At 69.7% G+C, this 14,447-nt stretch carries 12 protein-coding genes, 1 tRNA gene and 1 pseudogene; 4 read left to right on the top strand and 10 right to left on the bottom strand.

Annotation, left to right across the window (positions count from 1 at the left end; all coding sequences use genetic code 11):
- Nucleotides 1-41: 41 nt before the first annotated feature.
- From QM720_RS02020 to QM720_RS02030, 3 genes are all read right to left on the bottom strand, one after another.
- Complete coding sequence (locus QM720_RS02020; RefSeq protein ID WP_415124499.1) at nt 42-1,256, bottom strand: M23 family metallopeptidase; 1,215 nt, start codon at nt 1,254-1,256, stop codon at nt 42-44.
- Between the two features lie 152 nt (nt 1,257-1,408).
- Nucleotides 1,409-2,197: an inositol monophosphatase family protein gene (locus QM720_RS02025; RefSeq protein ID WP_415127773.1), complete on the bottom strand. Its 789-nt coding sequence runs from the start codon at nt 2,195-2,197 to the stop codon at nt 1,409-1,411.
- Nucleotides 2,198-2,236: 39 nt separating this feature from the next.
- The gene (locus QM720_RS02030) at nt 2,237-3,148 is read right to left on the bottom strand and encodes a hypothetical protein (protein WP_415124500.1); all 912 of its coding nucleotides are present in this window, start codon (nt 3,146-3,148) and stop codon (nt 2,237-2,239) included.
- Nucleotides 3,149-3,420: 272 nt separating this feature from the next.
- On the opposite strand from QM720_RS02030, the gene QM720_RS02035 reads away from it, so the two are divergent.
- The gene (locus QM720_RS02035) at nt 3,421-4,644 is read left to right on the top strand and encodes a DNA cytosine methyltransferase (protein ID WP_415124501.1); all 1,224 of its coding nucleotides are present in this window, start codon (nt 3,421-3,423) and stop codon (nt 4,642-4,644) included.
- On the opposite strand, the gene QM720_RS02040 is transcribed toward QM720_RS02035, so the two are convergent.
- The 3 genes from QM720_RS02040 to QM720_RS02050 all read right to left on the bottom strand — a co-directional run bounded on the left by QM720_RS02040 (nt 4,641) and on the right by QM720_RS02050 (nt 6,325).
- Nucleotides 4,641-5,504: a hypothetical protein gene (locus QM720_RS02040; RefSeq protein ID WP_415124502.1), complete on the bottom strand. Its 864-nt coding sequence runs from the start codon at nt 5,502-5,504 to the stop codon at nt 4,641-4,643. The genes QM720_RS02035 and QM720_RS02040 overlap by 4 nt on opposite strands.
- An 81-nt stretch (nt 5,505-5,585) precedes the next feature.
- Nucleotides 5,586-5,670, bottom strand: a tRNA-Tyr gene (locus tag QM720_RS02045).
- Between the two features lie 163 nt (nt 5,671-5,833).
- Entirely contained in the window at nt 5,834-6,325 is a 492-nt protein-coding gene (locus QM720_RS02050) for an FBP domain-containing protein (protein WP_415124503.1), read from the bottom strand.
- A 177-nt stretch (nt 6,326-6,502) separates the two neighbouring features.
- Here QM720_RS02050 and QM720_RS02055 point away from each other — a divergent pair, with 177 nt between their 5' ends.
- Both QM720_RS02055 and QM720_RS02060 read left to right on the top strand, forming a co-directional pair.
- Nucleotides 6,503-7,939, top strand: a complete 1,437-nt coding sequence (locus tag QM720_RS02055) for a DUF222 domain-containing protein (protein WP_415124504.1) — start codon at nt 6,503-6,505, stop codon at nt 7,937-7,939.
- Between the two features lie 92 nt (nt 7,940-8,031).
- On the top strand, nt 8,032-8,520 hold the full coding sequence (locus QM720_RS02060; RefSeq protein WP_415124505.1) for a YajQ family cyclic di-GMP-binding protein: 489 nt from the start codon (nt 8,032-8,034) through the stop codon (nt 8,518-8,520).
- Between the two features lie 15 nt (nt 8,521-8,535).
- Here the strand turns inward: QM720_RS02060 and QM720_RS02065 are convergent, their stop codons facing one another.
- Complete coding sequence (locus QM720_RS02065) at nt 8,536-9,918, bottom strand: glycoside hydrolase family 30 protein (RefSeq protein WP_415124506.1); 1,383 nt, start codon at nt 9,916-9,918, stop codon at nt 8,536-8,538.
- Between the two features lie 72 nt (nt 9,919-9,990).
- Here QM720_RS02065 and QM720_RS02070 point away from each other — a divergent pair, with 72 nt between their 5' ends.
- Complete coding sequence (locus QM720_RS02070; RefSeq protein WP_415124507.1) at nt 9,991-11,202, top strand: multidrug effflux MFS transporter; 1,212 nt, start codon at nt 9,991-9,993, stop codon at nt 11,200-11,202.
- 20 nt (nt 11,203-11,222) lie between these two features.
- Here QM720_RS02070 and QM720_RS02075 read toward each other — a convergent pair whose 3' ends face one another.
- From QM720_RS02075 to ubiE, 3 genes and pseudogenes are all read right to left on the bottom strand, one after another.
- Nucleotides 11,223-12,596: an FAD-dependent oxidoreductase gene (locus QM720_RS02075; RefSeq protein WP_415124508.1), complete on the bottom strand. Its 1,374-nt coding sequence runs from the start codon at nt 12,594-12,596 to the stop codon at nt 11,223-11,225.
- Between the two features lie 27 nt (nt 12,597-12,623).
- Nucleotides 12,624-13,686: pseudogene (locus QM720_RS02080) on the bottom strand (polyprenyl synthetase family protein).
- A gap of 9 nt (nt 13,687-13,695) precedes the next feature.
- A complete protein-coding gene (gene ubiE / locus QM720_RS02085) occupies nt 13,696-14,406 on the bottom strand; it encodes a bifunctional demethylmenaquinone methyltransferase/2-methoxy-6-polyprenyl-1,4-benzoquinol methylase UbiE (protein WP_415124509.1) in 711 nt (236 codons plus the stop codon).
- Nucleotides 14,407-14,447: the final 41 nt, after the last annotated feature.

Genomic DNA, 14,447 nt, shown 5'->3' on the forward strand with positions numbered 1-14,447 from the left:
CGAGACGAGAATATCAGAGCGAACGGCTCCGTCAGAATCGGTCAGCCGACGGTGTGCGTGCCGCTCGTGTGCTCTTCCATCCACGCGATCGGGTCGGTGTAGGTGGTGCCGCCGAGCAGCACCTCGAAGTGCAGGTGCGGGCCGGTGGCCTTGCCGGTCTGGCCGACGGTGCCGAGAACCTCGCCCACCTCGACGGTGTCACCCTGCTCCACCTTCAGCGATCCGTACTGCATGTGCGCGTAGCGCGTCGACACCAGCTGGCCGTCGATGATGTGGTCGACGACGACGGTCACGCCGTAGTCGCCGCCGGCCTCGGTCGCGATGCGCACGGTACCCGCCGCGATCACGTGCACCTCGGCACCCTCGCCCGGAGTCAGGTCGACGCCGTTGTGCGTCGTCGAGAACTCCGACAGGTAGCTGTTCGAGTTGTAGGCGGCCGAGATCGGCACGCCGACGGGGAACGGCCACTGGATGTTGGCGCTGGGGTCGTTGACCCACGTCCCCGAGAACATCGTCACGCCGCCCTCGGCGGCGATGTCCGCCATCGAAGCGACGTTGTAGGTCTCGGGGCGATCGAGCGCGCTCGTCTGCGTGCCGCTCGGGGCGACGAATGCCTGGATCTCCCCCGCGGGTTCCGCCGACGCCGACGCGACGGTGAGGTCCTTCGAGACGGTGCTCGTCGCCGCGACAGCCGCCGCGGGCGTCGTCGTGCCGATGGCCAGCAGCCCCACGACCGCCATGACCCCGACCGACAGCGAGGCCGCCGCCACACGCTTCACGAACGCGGCGCCGGTCATCCGCGGGCGGCGCGGTGCGGCGTGCGCGGCATCCGTCGCGGGCGTCCCGGTCGTGCCGGTGGTCTCGGTGGCGATGGATGCCGCGGCCTCCTCGGCGACCGGAGCCGCCTGCTGCAGCGGGGTCTCCCCCGTAAACGAGAAGAGCCGCGCCGCGGACTCGAATTCATCGAGGCGGTACGACTCGGGTTGCGCATCGGCGGCCTGGAATGCCGGCGCGGCGTCTTCGGCGGAGAATCTCGGCGCAGCGTCGATCGCGGCAACGGCTTCCGGCGCAGCTTCGATCGCGGCGACCGGCTCGAGAGCCGCATCGACAGCGACGGACTCGGTCGCCGCCTCAGCGGCGAGGCGGCGATATTCGGCGCGCGTGAGGACACCTGAACCGCCCGGCGTGCTCGCCGAGGGTCGACTGCGGTCGCGGCGCGTCTGCGCGGCGTCAGCCGTGGTGGTGTCGGGGGTCAATACGCGGCTCTCGTCGGGCCGGCCGGGGGGAACGGGCGCGGCGACGTACTTCGGGCTTCGATCGCCTGCGCCGTTCGGGCGGCGAAGGTAACGATCAGGTAAACACTATCGGTTCTCACCTGGGAATGGGGTGAACGCCGACGATATATCTCTTATCCCTCGATGAGGATGCGCAGCCGCTCGACGAGCCCCGCGCTCCCCGCGATGGTCATGTCGCGCCCCGGCGCGCCGCCCGGAGAACCCCACAGGGTGCCGCCGGCCTCGATCACGAGCAGCCCGCCGGCCGCGTGGTCCCACGGATGCAACCCGCGCTCGAAGTATCCGTCGAGTCGCCCCGCCGCCACATAGGCCAGGTCGAGCGAGGCGGCGCCGGCCCGGCGCAGGTCGCGCGCGGCCGGCATGACGCGGCGCACGCGGTCGAGGTCGGGCCCGTGCGTCGCCGGGTCGTAGCCGAAGCCGGTCGCGAGCAGGGCGCCGGCATCCGACGGCGTCGACACGCTCAGCCGGCGCTCGCCGAGCCACGCGCCGGCGCCGCGCGCAGCCCGGAACAGTTCGCCCGCCGCGGGGCTGAACACGACCCCGGCCTGCGCCGTCCAGTGCCCGGGCGCGACCTCGCCGGTGACCGCGGCGATGCTCACGGCGTAGTGCGGGATGCCGTAGGCGTAGTTCACCGTGCCGTCGATCGGATCGACGACCCACGTGACGCCCGTCGTCCCCTCCTCGACCCCGGACTCCTCGCCGAGAAACCCGTCGCCCGGGCGGGCTTCGGCGAGGCGCGCGCGGATGAGATCCTCGACCTCGCGGTCGGCCTCGGTGACGATGTCGGCGAGGGTCGACTTCGTCGCCGCGATCGCGACGCCGTCCTCGCGCCGCCGACGGGCGAGATCTCCGGCCTCGCGGGCGATCTCGACGGCGAGCGGCAGCAGGTTCCCGGCATCCATCACGGGTTCCACGCTACCCGCGCTTCGCGCGCGGAAGGCTTACTGCTGGGGCGGCAGCGGCGGGGCCGGCGGGTATCCCTGGTAGCCGGGGTACGCCTGCGGTGCCAGCGGGTCGACGGGAGCGGGCTGCGCCGGCGCGATCTCGGCCACCGGCGCGGGAGCCGGGATCGGCGTTGCGAGGGCCGGCTGCGCGTACGTGGGCTGACCGGTGTAGTAGGCGTTCCAGTCGGGCTGGCCATCGGGCAGCACGGGCAGGGGCGTGACGCCGTCGACGTAGGTCGGCCACTGCTGGACCTGCGCCGGCGACGCGTACGGCACGGCCGCTGCGGGGCGCTGCTTCTTCGGCGCGAACAGCGCGTTGACGAGCGGGACCAGCGCCGTGCCGACCGCTGCGAGAATCGCGAGGGCGACGACGATGCGCCAGTAGATCGACTTGTAGTCGATGTACTCCTCAGTCATGATCGGCAGCACGAGCATGACCCCGAGGATCACGACGAGCCCGATCGTCACGTAGGTCACGATCGACGTGAACGTGGTCTGGTGCCGCAGGAACGCCTTGAGATAGAGGCGCACGTGCAGCAGCGCGCCCTGGATGATCAGGCCGATCAGGATGAACTTGAAGAACCGCTCCGGGCCCGAGTAGTACGACGATTCTTCCGGCATCCAGATGAGGAAAGCGCCGATGAGCAGCAGCAGCACCCAGGCGATCATGCTCGCGAGCGTGAGCCAGGCGGGCCGGCGGGCGGCGAGGTTGGTCTCCATGATCGACACGCCCGCGAAGCCGGCGAGCAGCAGCACGGTGAGGAACGCCTTGCCCACGATGCCGTTCGAGTCCCCCACGATCACCCACACGACGCAGACGACCGCCGCGGCGATGAGCGCCCCGATGGCGACCCAGATCGATGCGCGCAGCACTGTGCTGGACTGGGGTGAGGTGATCGGTTCGGTCATTGCCATTCCCTTCGCCGGGCCGTACTGGCCGCCGTCCCATCCTGACACGAACCCGACCAGGGATGCCGGTCCTGTCCACAGGCCTCGCGGTGAGCGACGGCGACGCGAGACGCTCGGCGCTCGCCTCGGCCGCCACGACACCACGAGGCGCGCGCGTCGGTGTCGGCCGCGGAGAAGGGGGCGGCGGAAGTTCCAGCCCGCTGGAGCGGGCAGCCGAGAATGTCGGCGGCGGACCCTTAAGGTTAGGGGGACGAAGATACGGAGGTTCCCCCATGACGAAGCCTGACGGGGATGCGGTGCCCTTCATCTCGCTTTTCTCGGGGGCCATGGGGCTGGACCTCGGACTCGAGCAGGCCGGTTTCGAAGCGCGGGTCGCGGTCGAGTTCGATGCCGACGCGGTCAAGACCATCCGTCAGAACCGCCCCACGTTGCCGGTTGTTGACCGGTCCATCACGACGACGAACGGCGAGGAGCTTCTGCGGCTCGCGGGCCTGACTCGGGGCGAGGTTCCCCTCGTCGTCGGTGGGCCACCTTGCCAGGCATTCAGCGTCATCGGGAAACGCCGCGGTCTGGCCGACGATCGCGGTCAGATGGTCTACGAGTTCATCCGGATCGTCGACGAAATCCAGCCGCGGGCGTTTGTGATGGAGAACGTGAGGGGCTTGCTCTCGATGTCTCTGCGAGCGAGGACCGATCCCGACGCGAGCGCCGAGGACACCTCCCACGGATCGCTGCTTCGCGACGTGATCCGCCGATTCGAGGCGATCGGATACCGCGTGGACTGCTTCGTCGTCAACGCGGTCAACTACGGCGCGCCACAGCTTCGAGAGCGGGTGCTCTTGATCGGGAACCGGGAGGGCAAGCTCGCGAACTTTCCCGAGCCGACGCACTCGAACAGGCCCGAGGATGAGCTTCTCCCCTTCACGACGCTCGGGGAGGCGATCGGAGACGGGTTCATCGACACCGATCCGTCGGTTCTCGACTTCAGCCCTCGCAAGCTTCGGTATCTGTCGATGATCCCCGAGGGCGGGAACTGGAGGAGTCTCCCCGTCGATATCCAGAAGGAATCGATGGGGAAGAGCTGGTTCCTCAAAGGCGGCCGCAGCGCCTACTGGCGTCGGCTCTCTTTTGCCTTCCCCTCGCCGACGGTGGTGACGATGCCGAATCATGCGGGCACGAGCATGTGTCACCCGAGCCAGACGCGGGCCATTACCGTGGGCGAGGCGGCAGCCATTCAGGAATTCCCCGCCGACTGGCAATTTCAGGGAAGCACGCAGTCGAAGTTCCGCCAGATCGGAAATGCCGTCCCCGTCCGCCTGGGGACCGTGCTCGGCAATGTCGTGCGTGAACTGCTCCACGCTGACAACGGCGAACTGCCCGCCGCGGAGCGACGGATCATTCACCTCCGCCCGCACGTTCGCACACGTTCGTTCTGGAAGGACGGCGTCGCCTACGCCGGGGACGTCGACTACTACCGGAGCGGTGCGACAGGCTAGCCGTTCACCTTTCGCAGCACGCCGGCCCAATCCGGCGCGTCGCCTTGAGCGCCGAGTGCGCGAAAAGCGGCGCTCGAACGAACGAGTTCCTTGATGGAGTTGCGCTGAGCGTTGGACTCGCCGATGCGCCGTGACGCAGTCAGCACCCCTTCGAGCACCCAGTCTTGTGTTGCGCTCTCGCCGCCGTTGAGCCACGTCCAGAACTCGCGCCCCGCATACACGGTGACCGTGTCCGTCAGGTCGGTGACATCGTGCTTCTTCCGCTGCGCCGGCGTCTCGCCGCGGAGTATCTGGTACTTGTCCGTGAGTGTGCTCGCAGTCCCCGTGAGCACGCCCACCGCGATCTCGCCATACTTCCCGGGATACGGGTTGATGTGATGAAGGCGGATGTCAGCGAATGATGTGTTCAGATCGCGGGCGCCGCCGAGATTGATGGTCCACGGCGACGCCTTGAGCGACAACAGATCATCGTGGTCACCGCGATGGACGACGTGGTCGATGTCATTGAACGCAGACTGCGAGTAGGGTGCGGTCTTCGCGCGGAAGGTCTTGTCCAGCTTCGACGTGCCGAATACCTGCGGCAGCAGCTTCTCATCGAAGAGCTTCCCGAAGCCGGTGTTGTGCCCGCCAATGAGGTGCGCATCGATCAGGAGCTCGCCGAGTTCCTCGACGGTGTCCGTACCATGGAGCCCCGCGATGAGGGGCAGGAGAAACGGGTTGATGTTGATCGTCTCTTTGGCGCCCGCCGCGAGCTTCTTCGCTTGACGATTCTCAAGCCACCAGCCGACCACATCGGCCGTACCCGCAACGATCGTGTCGCGCGCAAGCGGGGTGCCATCAGCGGCGCTCACATCACTCATGCTCGCATGATAGCGGGGGGCCTCGCGGGAACGAGAAAGGCCCGGAAACCGATTTTCTCAGTTTTGCCGGGCTTTTTCCCTTGGTGGCGAGTGAGGGATTCGAACCCCCGAAGTCGAAGACGGCTGATTTACAGTCAGATCCCTTTGGCCGCTTGGGTAACTCGCCAGGTGCGCACCCGCCCGGCTTTCTCAGTCGACCGAAGACGCAATCAACCATCTTACCTGCCCGCGACGGATGCCGAGAACCACACCCGAGTATGCCCCGGCATCCCCCGTCGCGTCGGGCTCCGACGTGGCCACCTGCGACGGTGGAACAAGCCCGGGCGCGCTCACGCGTCGGCGTCGCCGACCACCCGCTCCACGAACGCCTCGACCCGCTGCCGCGTCCCGTCGATGCGGCGGTCGACGCTCGCGCGCAGCTCCCCCGGCGCCAGCGGCGCGGCCAGCCGGACGTTCTCGTGGCATCCCAGGTCGGCGCACATGTAGGTGCCGACGCCGTCGCCGCGGATGCCGGCATCCCCCGCCCGTCGCGCCGTGAACAGCGCCACCTGATTGCCGGGCTGCATCGTGTGGCACAGATTGCACAGGGCCGCGCGCGAGCGCCCGCCGTCGGCGGCCCGCACGACGACACCGGTCGGCACACCGTCGCGCTCGACGACGAGGTACCCCCGCCCGCGCGTGCGCGGATCGGGCCAGGCGAAGAAGTCGAGGTGATCCCAGTCGGCGAGCACGAACGACATCGGCACCACGAGTCGCTCGAGCTCATCCGCGGTGGCGTTCACGAACGCCGCGCGCACGTCGTCTTCGGTGAGCGGCTGCATCGGTCCAGTCTACGAAACTGCGATTGCTCGCCGAAATCAGCGAAACTAGTTTTAGTTTGATCTATTGTTTCTCGCTTTTTTGTTCTATAGTGGGAGTAGCGGATGTTCCCTTCAGGCATCCGCGATGAAGAGCCGGCAGTGCCACCGGACGTTGGATGATCGACGTCAGGAGCACCCATGGGCACCCCCACTCACGACCAGCCCGACCCGCAGCGTCCGCGCGTGGAGTTCACCGGCCCCGGCGCGACTGCCGACGAAGCGCATGCGACCGCGCCGCACTGTGTAATCGAACCTCACTGGGCGGAGTTGTCTGCGCTGGTCTCCGAGGCCGAGGCGATCCGGGCCGAGATGTCGCGGCTGCAGGCAGAGCGCGCGGAGCTGTGCGCCCGGGCTCTCGAGCTCGTCGCGTTGCGGGTCGCGCAGCGTGAGGCCGCACGCCTGCGGCGCGAGTTCGGAGACACGATCCCGCTGCGCGAGGTCGTCGCCGAACTGGCCACGGCGCTGCGGGTCGGCGAGCGGACGGTCTCCCACTGGCTCGGTGACGGCGCCGCGCTCGTCGGCACGTACCCGACCACGCTGACCGCACTGCGCGAAGGCCGCATCGACGAACGCCACGCGTCGGCGATCATCGACGGCGGCATGACCCTGCCGGCCGCGCGCCACGACGAGTACGAACGACTGATCCTCCCCATCGCCGAGCGCGAGACCGCGCCGACCACCCGCCAGTACGCGCGGGTGATCGCCGCCCGACTGCACCCCGACGCCGTCGAAGAGGCGCAGCGCCGCGCCCTCGCGGAGCGCCGCGTGCGGATGTTCGACCTCGACGACGGGCTCTCCCGGCTGCTGCTCGACGGGCCGACCGCGATCGTGCACGGAATCTTCGAACGCCTCACCGCCATGGGAATCGCACTCGACGACGCCCCCACCCCGGAGTCTGCGGACGCCGCGGGCGCAGCATCCGTCCCCGTAGAACCCGACGAACGGACCCTCGACCAGCGCCGCGCCGACATCATGTGCGACCTGCTCCTCACGAGCGCCCCGACGGTCGGTGGCGACACGGGACTGGCGGCGATCCGCGCGACCGTGCAGGTCACGATCCCGATCCTCACCCTCGCCGGCCTCGACAACGACCCGGCCCTCCTCGACGGCGCCAGCCCGATCGATGCGGTCACGGCGCGCGCACTGGCGGCCAGCGCCCCCAGCTGGCAGCGCGTCATGACCCACCCGGTGACCCACGAACCGCTCCGACTCGACACCTACCGGCCCAGCAAACGCCTGCGGCGACTGATCGCAGCCCGCGACGTGCACTGCCGATGGCCCGGCTGCCGCCGCCAAGCACGGCGCAGCGACATCGACCACACCATCCCGTTCGACGCGGGCGGACCGACCTGCGCCGGGAACCTCGAAGTGCTCTGCACACACCACCACACCCTGAAACACGCCTCGCTCTGGAAAGTGGTCCAGCGTGGTGGCGGCGCGCTCGAGTTCACCTCACCCACCGGCCGAAGATACCGAACCGACTCACCCCCCGTCGTGGTCGGCTCAGCGCGCCGCGCACCCTGGGCGCACTTCTTCGACACCCCGATCCCCACCGGCGACCACCCACCGTTCTGACACGCTGACGACCCGTCCTCGGATGACGCCCACTCAACTGGTGGTGCGCGGCTGCCCACGTCGCCCCAGACCCGGTCGAGTAGATTTGAGGCATGGCTGACAGTTCTTTCGACATCGTTTCCAAGATCGACCGCCAGGAGGCGGACAACGCACTCAACCAGGCCCGCAAAGAGGTCGAGCAGCGCTACGACTTCAAGGGCACGGATGCCTCGATCGAGTGGAGCGGCGAGGCCATCCTCATCAAGGCGAACAGCGAGGAACGCGCGGGGGCCGTGCTCGACGTGTTCCAGTCGAAGCTCATCAAACGCGGCATCTCGCTGAAGTCGCTGGAGTCGGGCGACCCCACGGCATCCGGCAAGGAGTACCGCATCACCTCCACGCTGAAGGAGGGCATCTCCTCCGAGAACGCGAAGAAGATCGGCAAGCTCATCCGCGACGAGGGCCCGAAGTCGGTGAAGAGCCAGATCCAGGGCGACGAACTGCGCGTCACCTCGAAGTCGCGCGACGACCTGCAGGAGGTGCAGCGGATGCTGAAGGCCGCCGACCTCGACGTCGACCTCCAGTTCGTCAACTACCGCTGATCCGGCGGCACCGCGCTACCCTCGCGGCGGCACGACGATCGTGCTGAGAGAGTCGGCGGGGAGGGTGGGCGCGACCATCCGCCCGTCGAGCATGATGTTCACCTCGACGTCCTCGTTCACGTCGTTGCGGATGACCACGACGGACGAGCCGTCGGGGTTCGCGAACACGAGCTGATCGTCGAACCCGTTGAAGCTCCAGGTGTCGATGAAGCGCGCGCCGGGCTGCACGAAGGCGGCGACGTGCTTGAGCACGTAGTAGTCCGGCGTGAAGCGGTACGACCGCGTCGCGGGGTCGACGACGACGAGCGAGTTCTGCGTCCACCCCCACCGGCTGACGCCGCCCTCTTCGAGGCTGATGTTCCAGTACATGTACGCGTTCGCGCCGCCCGCGAGGAAGTGCTTCATGAGGCGCCAGGCGTACCACGCGTAGCGCCAGTCGTTGCGGCCGTCGCCGCACTCCTGCTCGGTCTGGTAGATCGTGAGGCCGGGGTGCAGCCGGTGCAGCGCCGCCAGCGCCTTCTTGCCCTCCCACTGCAGGCCCAGCCCCGACACGAACGGGCCCGCGACCGGGTCGGCGAGCACGTCGCCGGCGAGCCGGTCGTCGGCCCGTTCCAGGGTGCCGAGGAACACCTCCACGCCCCGCTTGCGCATCTCAGGCCCGAGGTGCGCGACGAACTGCCGCAGCCCGTCAGGCGTCCAGGTGCACGACGGAAACGGCTGGGCCGAGTTGAACTCGTTCTGCGGCATGACCATCTCGACCCGGATGCCCGCCTCGCGATACGCGTCGATGAACCTGCCGAAGTAGGCGGCATAGGCGGCGAGGTGCTGCTCGTCGAGCCGGAACAGGTCGGTGCCCTCGGCGCCCACCTGCTCGGGCGTGATCCCGTTGTCGACCTCCGCGAAGATCCCGGCCGGCACGGCGGCGGCATAGTGCCCGTTCGTCTTCATCCACGTGGGCGGCGACCAGGGCGACGCCCACATCCGCAGGTCGGGCCGGTAGCGCTGGGCCGCCCGGATGAACGGCACGAGCGTCTCGAGGTCGCCCTCGATGCTGAAGTGCTCCAGGGCGAAGTCGCCCGGGGTCTCGTCGTACGAATACCAGTCGCGGGAGAAGTCGTTGGCACCGATCGGCATCCGTCCGAAACCGAGTCCGGCACCGCCGGGGGCGAACAGCTCCCGCAGCACGTCCTCGCGGTCGGATTCATCAAGCAACCCGAGCGAGGTCCACCCCAGCTCGCTGAAACAGGCGCCGAAGCCCTGGACGGCCTGCCGGGGCTCGTCGAGCTTCGAGATCACGTTGGGCATGCCGTCCACGCCCATGACCTCCAGGTCGGGTGCGCTCCTCCACTGTTCCCCCCGGGTGGTGACGACCCAGGATGCCGACGATGTCGCTGTCATGTGACCCATCCTCCTTGATCCCCGCACGCAGCGGCGTCGTCAGCCCATCCACGCCGCCGATATCGTTGGCGGATGGCACGACACGGGGATGCGACGCCGAGCCCCCACCGGCTCACCGCACGCCTGCTCGCCGTGCTCGCCGTCGTCGCGGCGACCACCGCGCTGTCGACCGACATGTACCTGTCGTCGTTCACCGCGATCGCGACCGACCTGTACGCGTCGGGCGCCGCCGTGCAGCTCACCCTGACCGCCTTCTTCGTCGGGGTCGGCGTCGGCCAGCTGCTGCTCGGGCCGTTCTCCGACCGCTGGGGCCGTCGCCCCGTGCTGCTGGCGGCGCTCATCGTCTTCACGGCCGCGAGCGTCGCGATGGTGTTCGCCCCCACGATCGAGGTGCTCATCGCGCTGCGGCTCGTGCAGGGCGTGGCCAGCGCCGCGGGCGCCGTCGTCTCGCGCGCGATCGCCGCCGACCTGTCCACGGGGCAGACGGCGGTGCGCGCACTGAGCCTCATCGCCCTCGGCGGCGCCTTCGGCCCCCTCGTCGCTCCCCCGCTCGGCGCGCTCGTGGCGGGCTGGTGGGGCTGGCGCGGCGTGCTCGCCGTGCTCGCGGCGACCGGCATCCTCATGGTCGCGATGGCGACGATCGCGGTGCCCGAGTCGCTGCCCCCCGAGCGGCGCCACGGCGGCGGCGTGGTCGCCGCGTTCGCCCGCTTCGGCCCGCTGCTACGGATGCCGCGCTTCACCGGCCTCATCCTGGCCTACGCGCTCGGCTTCGCGACGTTCATCGGCTACATCGCCGGATCGCCCTTCGTCGGACAGCTCGTCCTGGGCATGACGCCGCTCGGCTACGCCCTGGCCTACTCGCTCAGCGGCACCGCGCTCATCACCGCCAACCTCGTCAACGCCCGCGTCGCCCCGCGGGTCGGCCCCCGGCTGATGCTGCGCCTCGGCCTCGTCGTCATGGTCGGCGCCTCGACCGTTCTGCTCCTGCTCGCGGCGACCGGCGCACTGGCCGTCTGGTCGTTCATCGCGTGCGCGTTCTGCGTCGTCGGGTCGAACGGTCTCGTGCTCGCCAACGGCAGCGCCCTGGCCCTCGCCGAGACCGACACCGGCTCGCGCGGCGCGGGCTCGGCCCTGCTCGGTGCCGCCCAGTTCGCCCTGGCCGGCTTCGCCTCGCCGCTGGTCGGCATCGCCGGGGAGCACACCGCGGTGCCCATGGCGGTCGCGATGACCGCGGCATCCGGGCTCGCGTGCCTGCTCGGCATGCTCGCGACCCGCCGCGCCTGACACGGCTGCGGGCGCACCCGCTACTGCCCGCGCGAGACCCGCACCATCTCGTCGCGATCGACGACCTTGATGCGAGCGCGGTCCTGCGCGGCGCCGAGGGCGATCTCGTGCTGGTCGAGGTGGTGCCAGCCGCCGAGGTCGGTCCAGCGCACACCGCGCGAGGCCAGCAGCGCCGGGATCGCCTCCGGCGACGGGTCTACCGGATGCCACCACGACCCCTGGTCGTTGATGAGATGGCTGACGGTCTCCATCGCGTCGGACTTCGTGTGGCCGATGAGCCCCACCGGCCCGCGCTTGATCCAGCCGGTCGCGTAGACGCCGGGGACGCGCTCGTTGGAGTCCTGCCGCAGCACCTGGCCCTCGTGGTTGGGGATCACGCCGTGCCGCTTGTCGAACGGCACCCCCGGCAGCGGCGACCCGAAGTAGCCGACGGCCCGGTACAGCTGCTGGATCGGCACCTCGCGCAGCTCGCCCGTGCCGACGACGCCGCCCTCGTCGTCGGGCTTCGTGCGCTCGTAGACGAGCGCGGCGACGCGGCCGTTCTCGTCGGTGCGCACCGAGACGGGCTTCGCGTAGAAGTGCAGATGCAGGCGCCGCGACGCCTCGCCGCCGGCGCCGTTCACGCCCGGCCGCTGCCGCCACGACTGCAGCACGCGGTCCATGACCATGACCTGCTTGTTGCTCGCGATCGCCGCGCGCGCGCCCTCGTCGTAGTCGAAGTCCTCGTCGTAGACGACCATGTCGACATCGCGCAGCTCGCCGAGCTCGCGCAGCTCGAGCGGGGTGAACTTCACTTGCGCGGGGCCGCGCCGGCCGAACACGTGCACGTCGGTGATCTGCGAGGCCTCCAGGCCCGCCTGGACGTTGCCCGGGATCTCGGTCACGAGCAGATCCTCCGCGTGCTTGGCGAGCACGCGCGCGACGTCGAGCGCGACGTTGCCGTTGCCGATGACCGCGACGGATGCCGCATCCAGCGGCCACTCCCGCGGAAAGTCCGGGTGCCCGTCGTACCAGCTGACGAAGTCGGCGGCACCGAACGAGCCGGCGGCGTCGATGCCCGGGATGTCGAGGTCGGCATCCTTGATCGCACCGGTGGCGAAGATGACGGCGTTGTAGTGGTGCTTCAGGTCGTCGAGCGTGAGGTCGCGGCCGAACAGCACGTTGCCGAAGATGCGGATATCGCCCCGATCGAGCACGTCGCGCAGCGCCGTGATGATGCCCTTGATGCGCGGGTGATCCGGCGCGACCCCGTAGCGCACGAGCCCGTACGGCGCCGGCAGCTGGTCGAACAGGTCGATCGACACGTCGAACTTGCGCTCGGCCTTCAGCAGGATGTCGGCCGCGTAGATGCCGGCCGGCCCTGCGCCGACGATGGCCAGCCTGAGCTTGGTCATGGTGTTCCTTCGTTGTCTGGATGCCGCTCAGCTGGAGCGGTCGACGATCACGTGCGCGAGCTTGACGAGCGCCTCGCGCACCGGGCCGTCCGGGAGCGGGTCGAGCGCCGCGATGGCGGCATCCGCCCACTCGTACGCCTGGCGGCGGGTCGAGGCCGTGACGGCATGCCCCCGCAACTGCGTGATCGCCTCGTCGAGAATCGCCGGGTCGGCGCCGTCCGCGATCCGCGCGACGCCGTCGTCGATCGTCGCCTTGAGGGCACCCGAGGCCGGGTCGGTCGCCCGCGCGAGCAGCAGATACGGCATGGTCGCGACGCCCGCGCGCAGGTCGGTGCCGGGCGACCTTGCCCGTGGCATCCGGATCGTCGGAGAGGTCGATGACGTCGTCGAGCAGCTGGAACGCGATGCCGATCTTCTCGCCGTACTCCAGCGTGGGTCGGCGGTACTCGGCGGGCGCGTCGGAGAAGAGCACTCCGGCCTGGGCGGATGCCGCGATCAGCGACCCGGTCTTATCCGCGAGCACCCGCAGGTAGAACTCGACCGGGTCGTCGCCCGCCTGCGCGCCGACGGTCTCGTGCATCTGCCCGAGCACGAGCCGCTCGAACGTGTCGGCCTGCAACTGGATCGCCCGCTCGCCGATCTGCGCCATCAGCTGACTCGCGCGCGAGAACAGCAGGTCGCCGGCGAGGATCGCGACGCTGTTGCCCCACACCGCGTGGGCGCTCGGAACGCCGCGGCGCACGTCGGCGCCGTCCATCACATCGTCGTGGTACAGCGAGCCGAGGTGGGTCATCTCCAGCGCCGTCGCCCCGGCGATGACGTCGTCGGTGGCGCCGTTACCGAGCTGCGCCGTGAGCAGCGTGAGCATGGGGCGCACGCGCTTGCCGCCCGCCTCGTAGAGGTAGCGGGTCGTCGCGTCGGCAAGCGCGTCGGTGACGTGCAACTCGTCGGCGAGCCGGGCCTCGACACGGTCGAGCCCGTCTTCGATCGTCGTGAGGAGCCGGCGCATCCGGGGCCCCGCGAGCACGCGCTCGGTCAGGCCCAGGCCTGCCGTCAGGCGCGCGCCGGGAGCGGAAGGGCTCGGAGTCACCCTGACAGCCTACCGGGGCGCGAAAGCCCGATGCAGGGCGACGATGCCGAAGCTCAGGTCGCGGTGCGCGACGTGCGACCACCCGGCATCCCGGATCCACGACGACAGCGTCACCTGGTCGGGCCAGTGCGCGATCGACTCGTTGAGATAGTCGTAGGCGTCGGCGTTGGAGCTGACGACCTTGGCGATCGGCGGCAGGATGCGGTCGTTGTAGAAGCGGTAGAGGCCGGCGAAGGCCGCGTTCTGCGGATGCGAGAACTCGCACACGACGAGCTTGCCGCCGGGCGCCGTGACGCGCAGCATCTCGGCGAGCGCCTGCTTCGGGTCGTTGACGTTGCGCAGGCCGAACGAGATGGTGACGGCGTCGAACTCGTCGTCGTCGAACGGGAGATCCATCGCGTCGGCCTCGACGAACGTGAGCCCCGGCACGTCGCCGTGCCGGCGCCTGCCCTCGGCGATCATGCCCGGCGAGAAGTCGCCGGCGACGACCTCGGCTCCGCCGCGGGCGAGGCTCACCGAGCTCGCGCCGGTGCCGGCGGCGAGGTCGAGGATGCGCTGCCCCGGCCGGGGCGCGACCGCGCGCGTGGTCGCGATGCGCCACAGCCTGTCCTGGCCCAGGCTCAGCACCGTGTTGGTCCGGTCGTACGCCGGCGCGACCTCGTCGAACATGCCGCTGACGCGGGAGGGATCCTTGCCCAGGTCGGCGCGATGCTCACTCACGATGTCGATCTTAGAAGCTCCGCCGATGGGCACGGCCGTTG

It is taken from the genome of Microbacterium sp., from assembly GCF_047602155.1.
Taxonomy (GTDB): domain Bacteria; phylum Actinomycetota; class Actinomycetes; order Actinomycetales; family Microbacteriaceae; genus Microbacterium.

Excerpts from the sequence above, each read along its gene's own strand:
- QM720_RS02025 (WP_415127773.1), bottom strand. The coding sequence starts at position 2,197 with ATGGATGCCGGGAACCTGCTGCCGCTCGCCGTCGAGATCGCCCGCGAG.
- QM720_RS02030 (WP_415124500.1), bottom strand. The coding sequence starts at position 3,148 with ATGACCGAACCGATCACCTCACCCCAGTCCAGCACAGTGCTGCGCGCA.
- QM720_RS02035 (WP_415124501.1), top strand. The coding sequence starts at position 3,421 with ATGACGAAGCCTGACGGGGATGCGGTGCCCTTCATCTCGCTTTTCTCG.
- QM720_RS02040 (WP_415124502.1), bottom strand. The coding sequence starts at position 5,504 with ATGAGTGATGTGAGCGCCGCTGATGGCACCCCGCTTGCGCGCGACACG.
- QM720_RS02050 (WP_415124503.1), bottom strand. The coding sequence starts at position 6,325 with ATGCAGCCGCTCACCGAAGACGACGTGCGCGCGGCGTTCGTGAACGCC.
- QM720_RS02055 (WP_415124504.1), top strand. The coding sequence starts at position 6,503 with ATGGGCACCCCCACTCACGACCAGCCCGACCCGCAGCGTCCGCGCGTG.
- QM720_RS02060 (WP_415124505.1), top strand. The coding sequence starts at position 8,032 with ATGGCTGACAGTTCTTTCGACATCGTTTCCAAGATCGACCGCCAGGAG.
- QM720_RS02065 (WP_415124506.1), bottom strand. The coding sequence starts at position 9,918 with ATGACAGCGACATCGTCGGCATCCTGGGTCGTCACCACCCGGGGGGAA.
- QM720_RS02070 (WP_415124507.1), top strand. The coding sequence starts at position 9,991 with ATGGCACGACACGGGGATGCGACGCCGAGCCCCCACCGGCTCACCGCA.
- QM720_RS02075 (WP_415124508.1), bottom strand. The coding sequence starts at position 12,596 with ATGACCAAGCTCAGGCTGGCCATCGTCGGCGCAGGGCCGGCCGGCATC.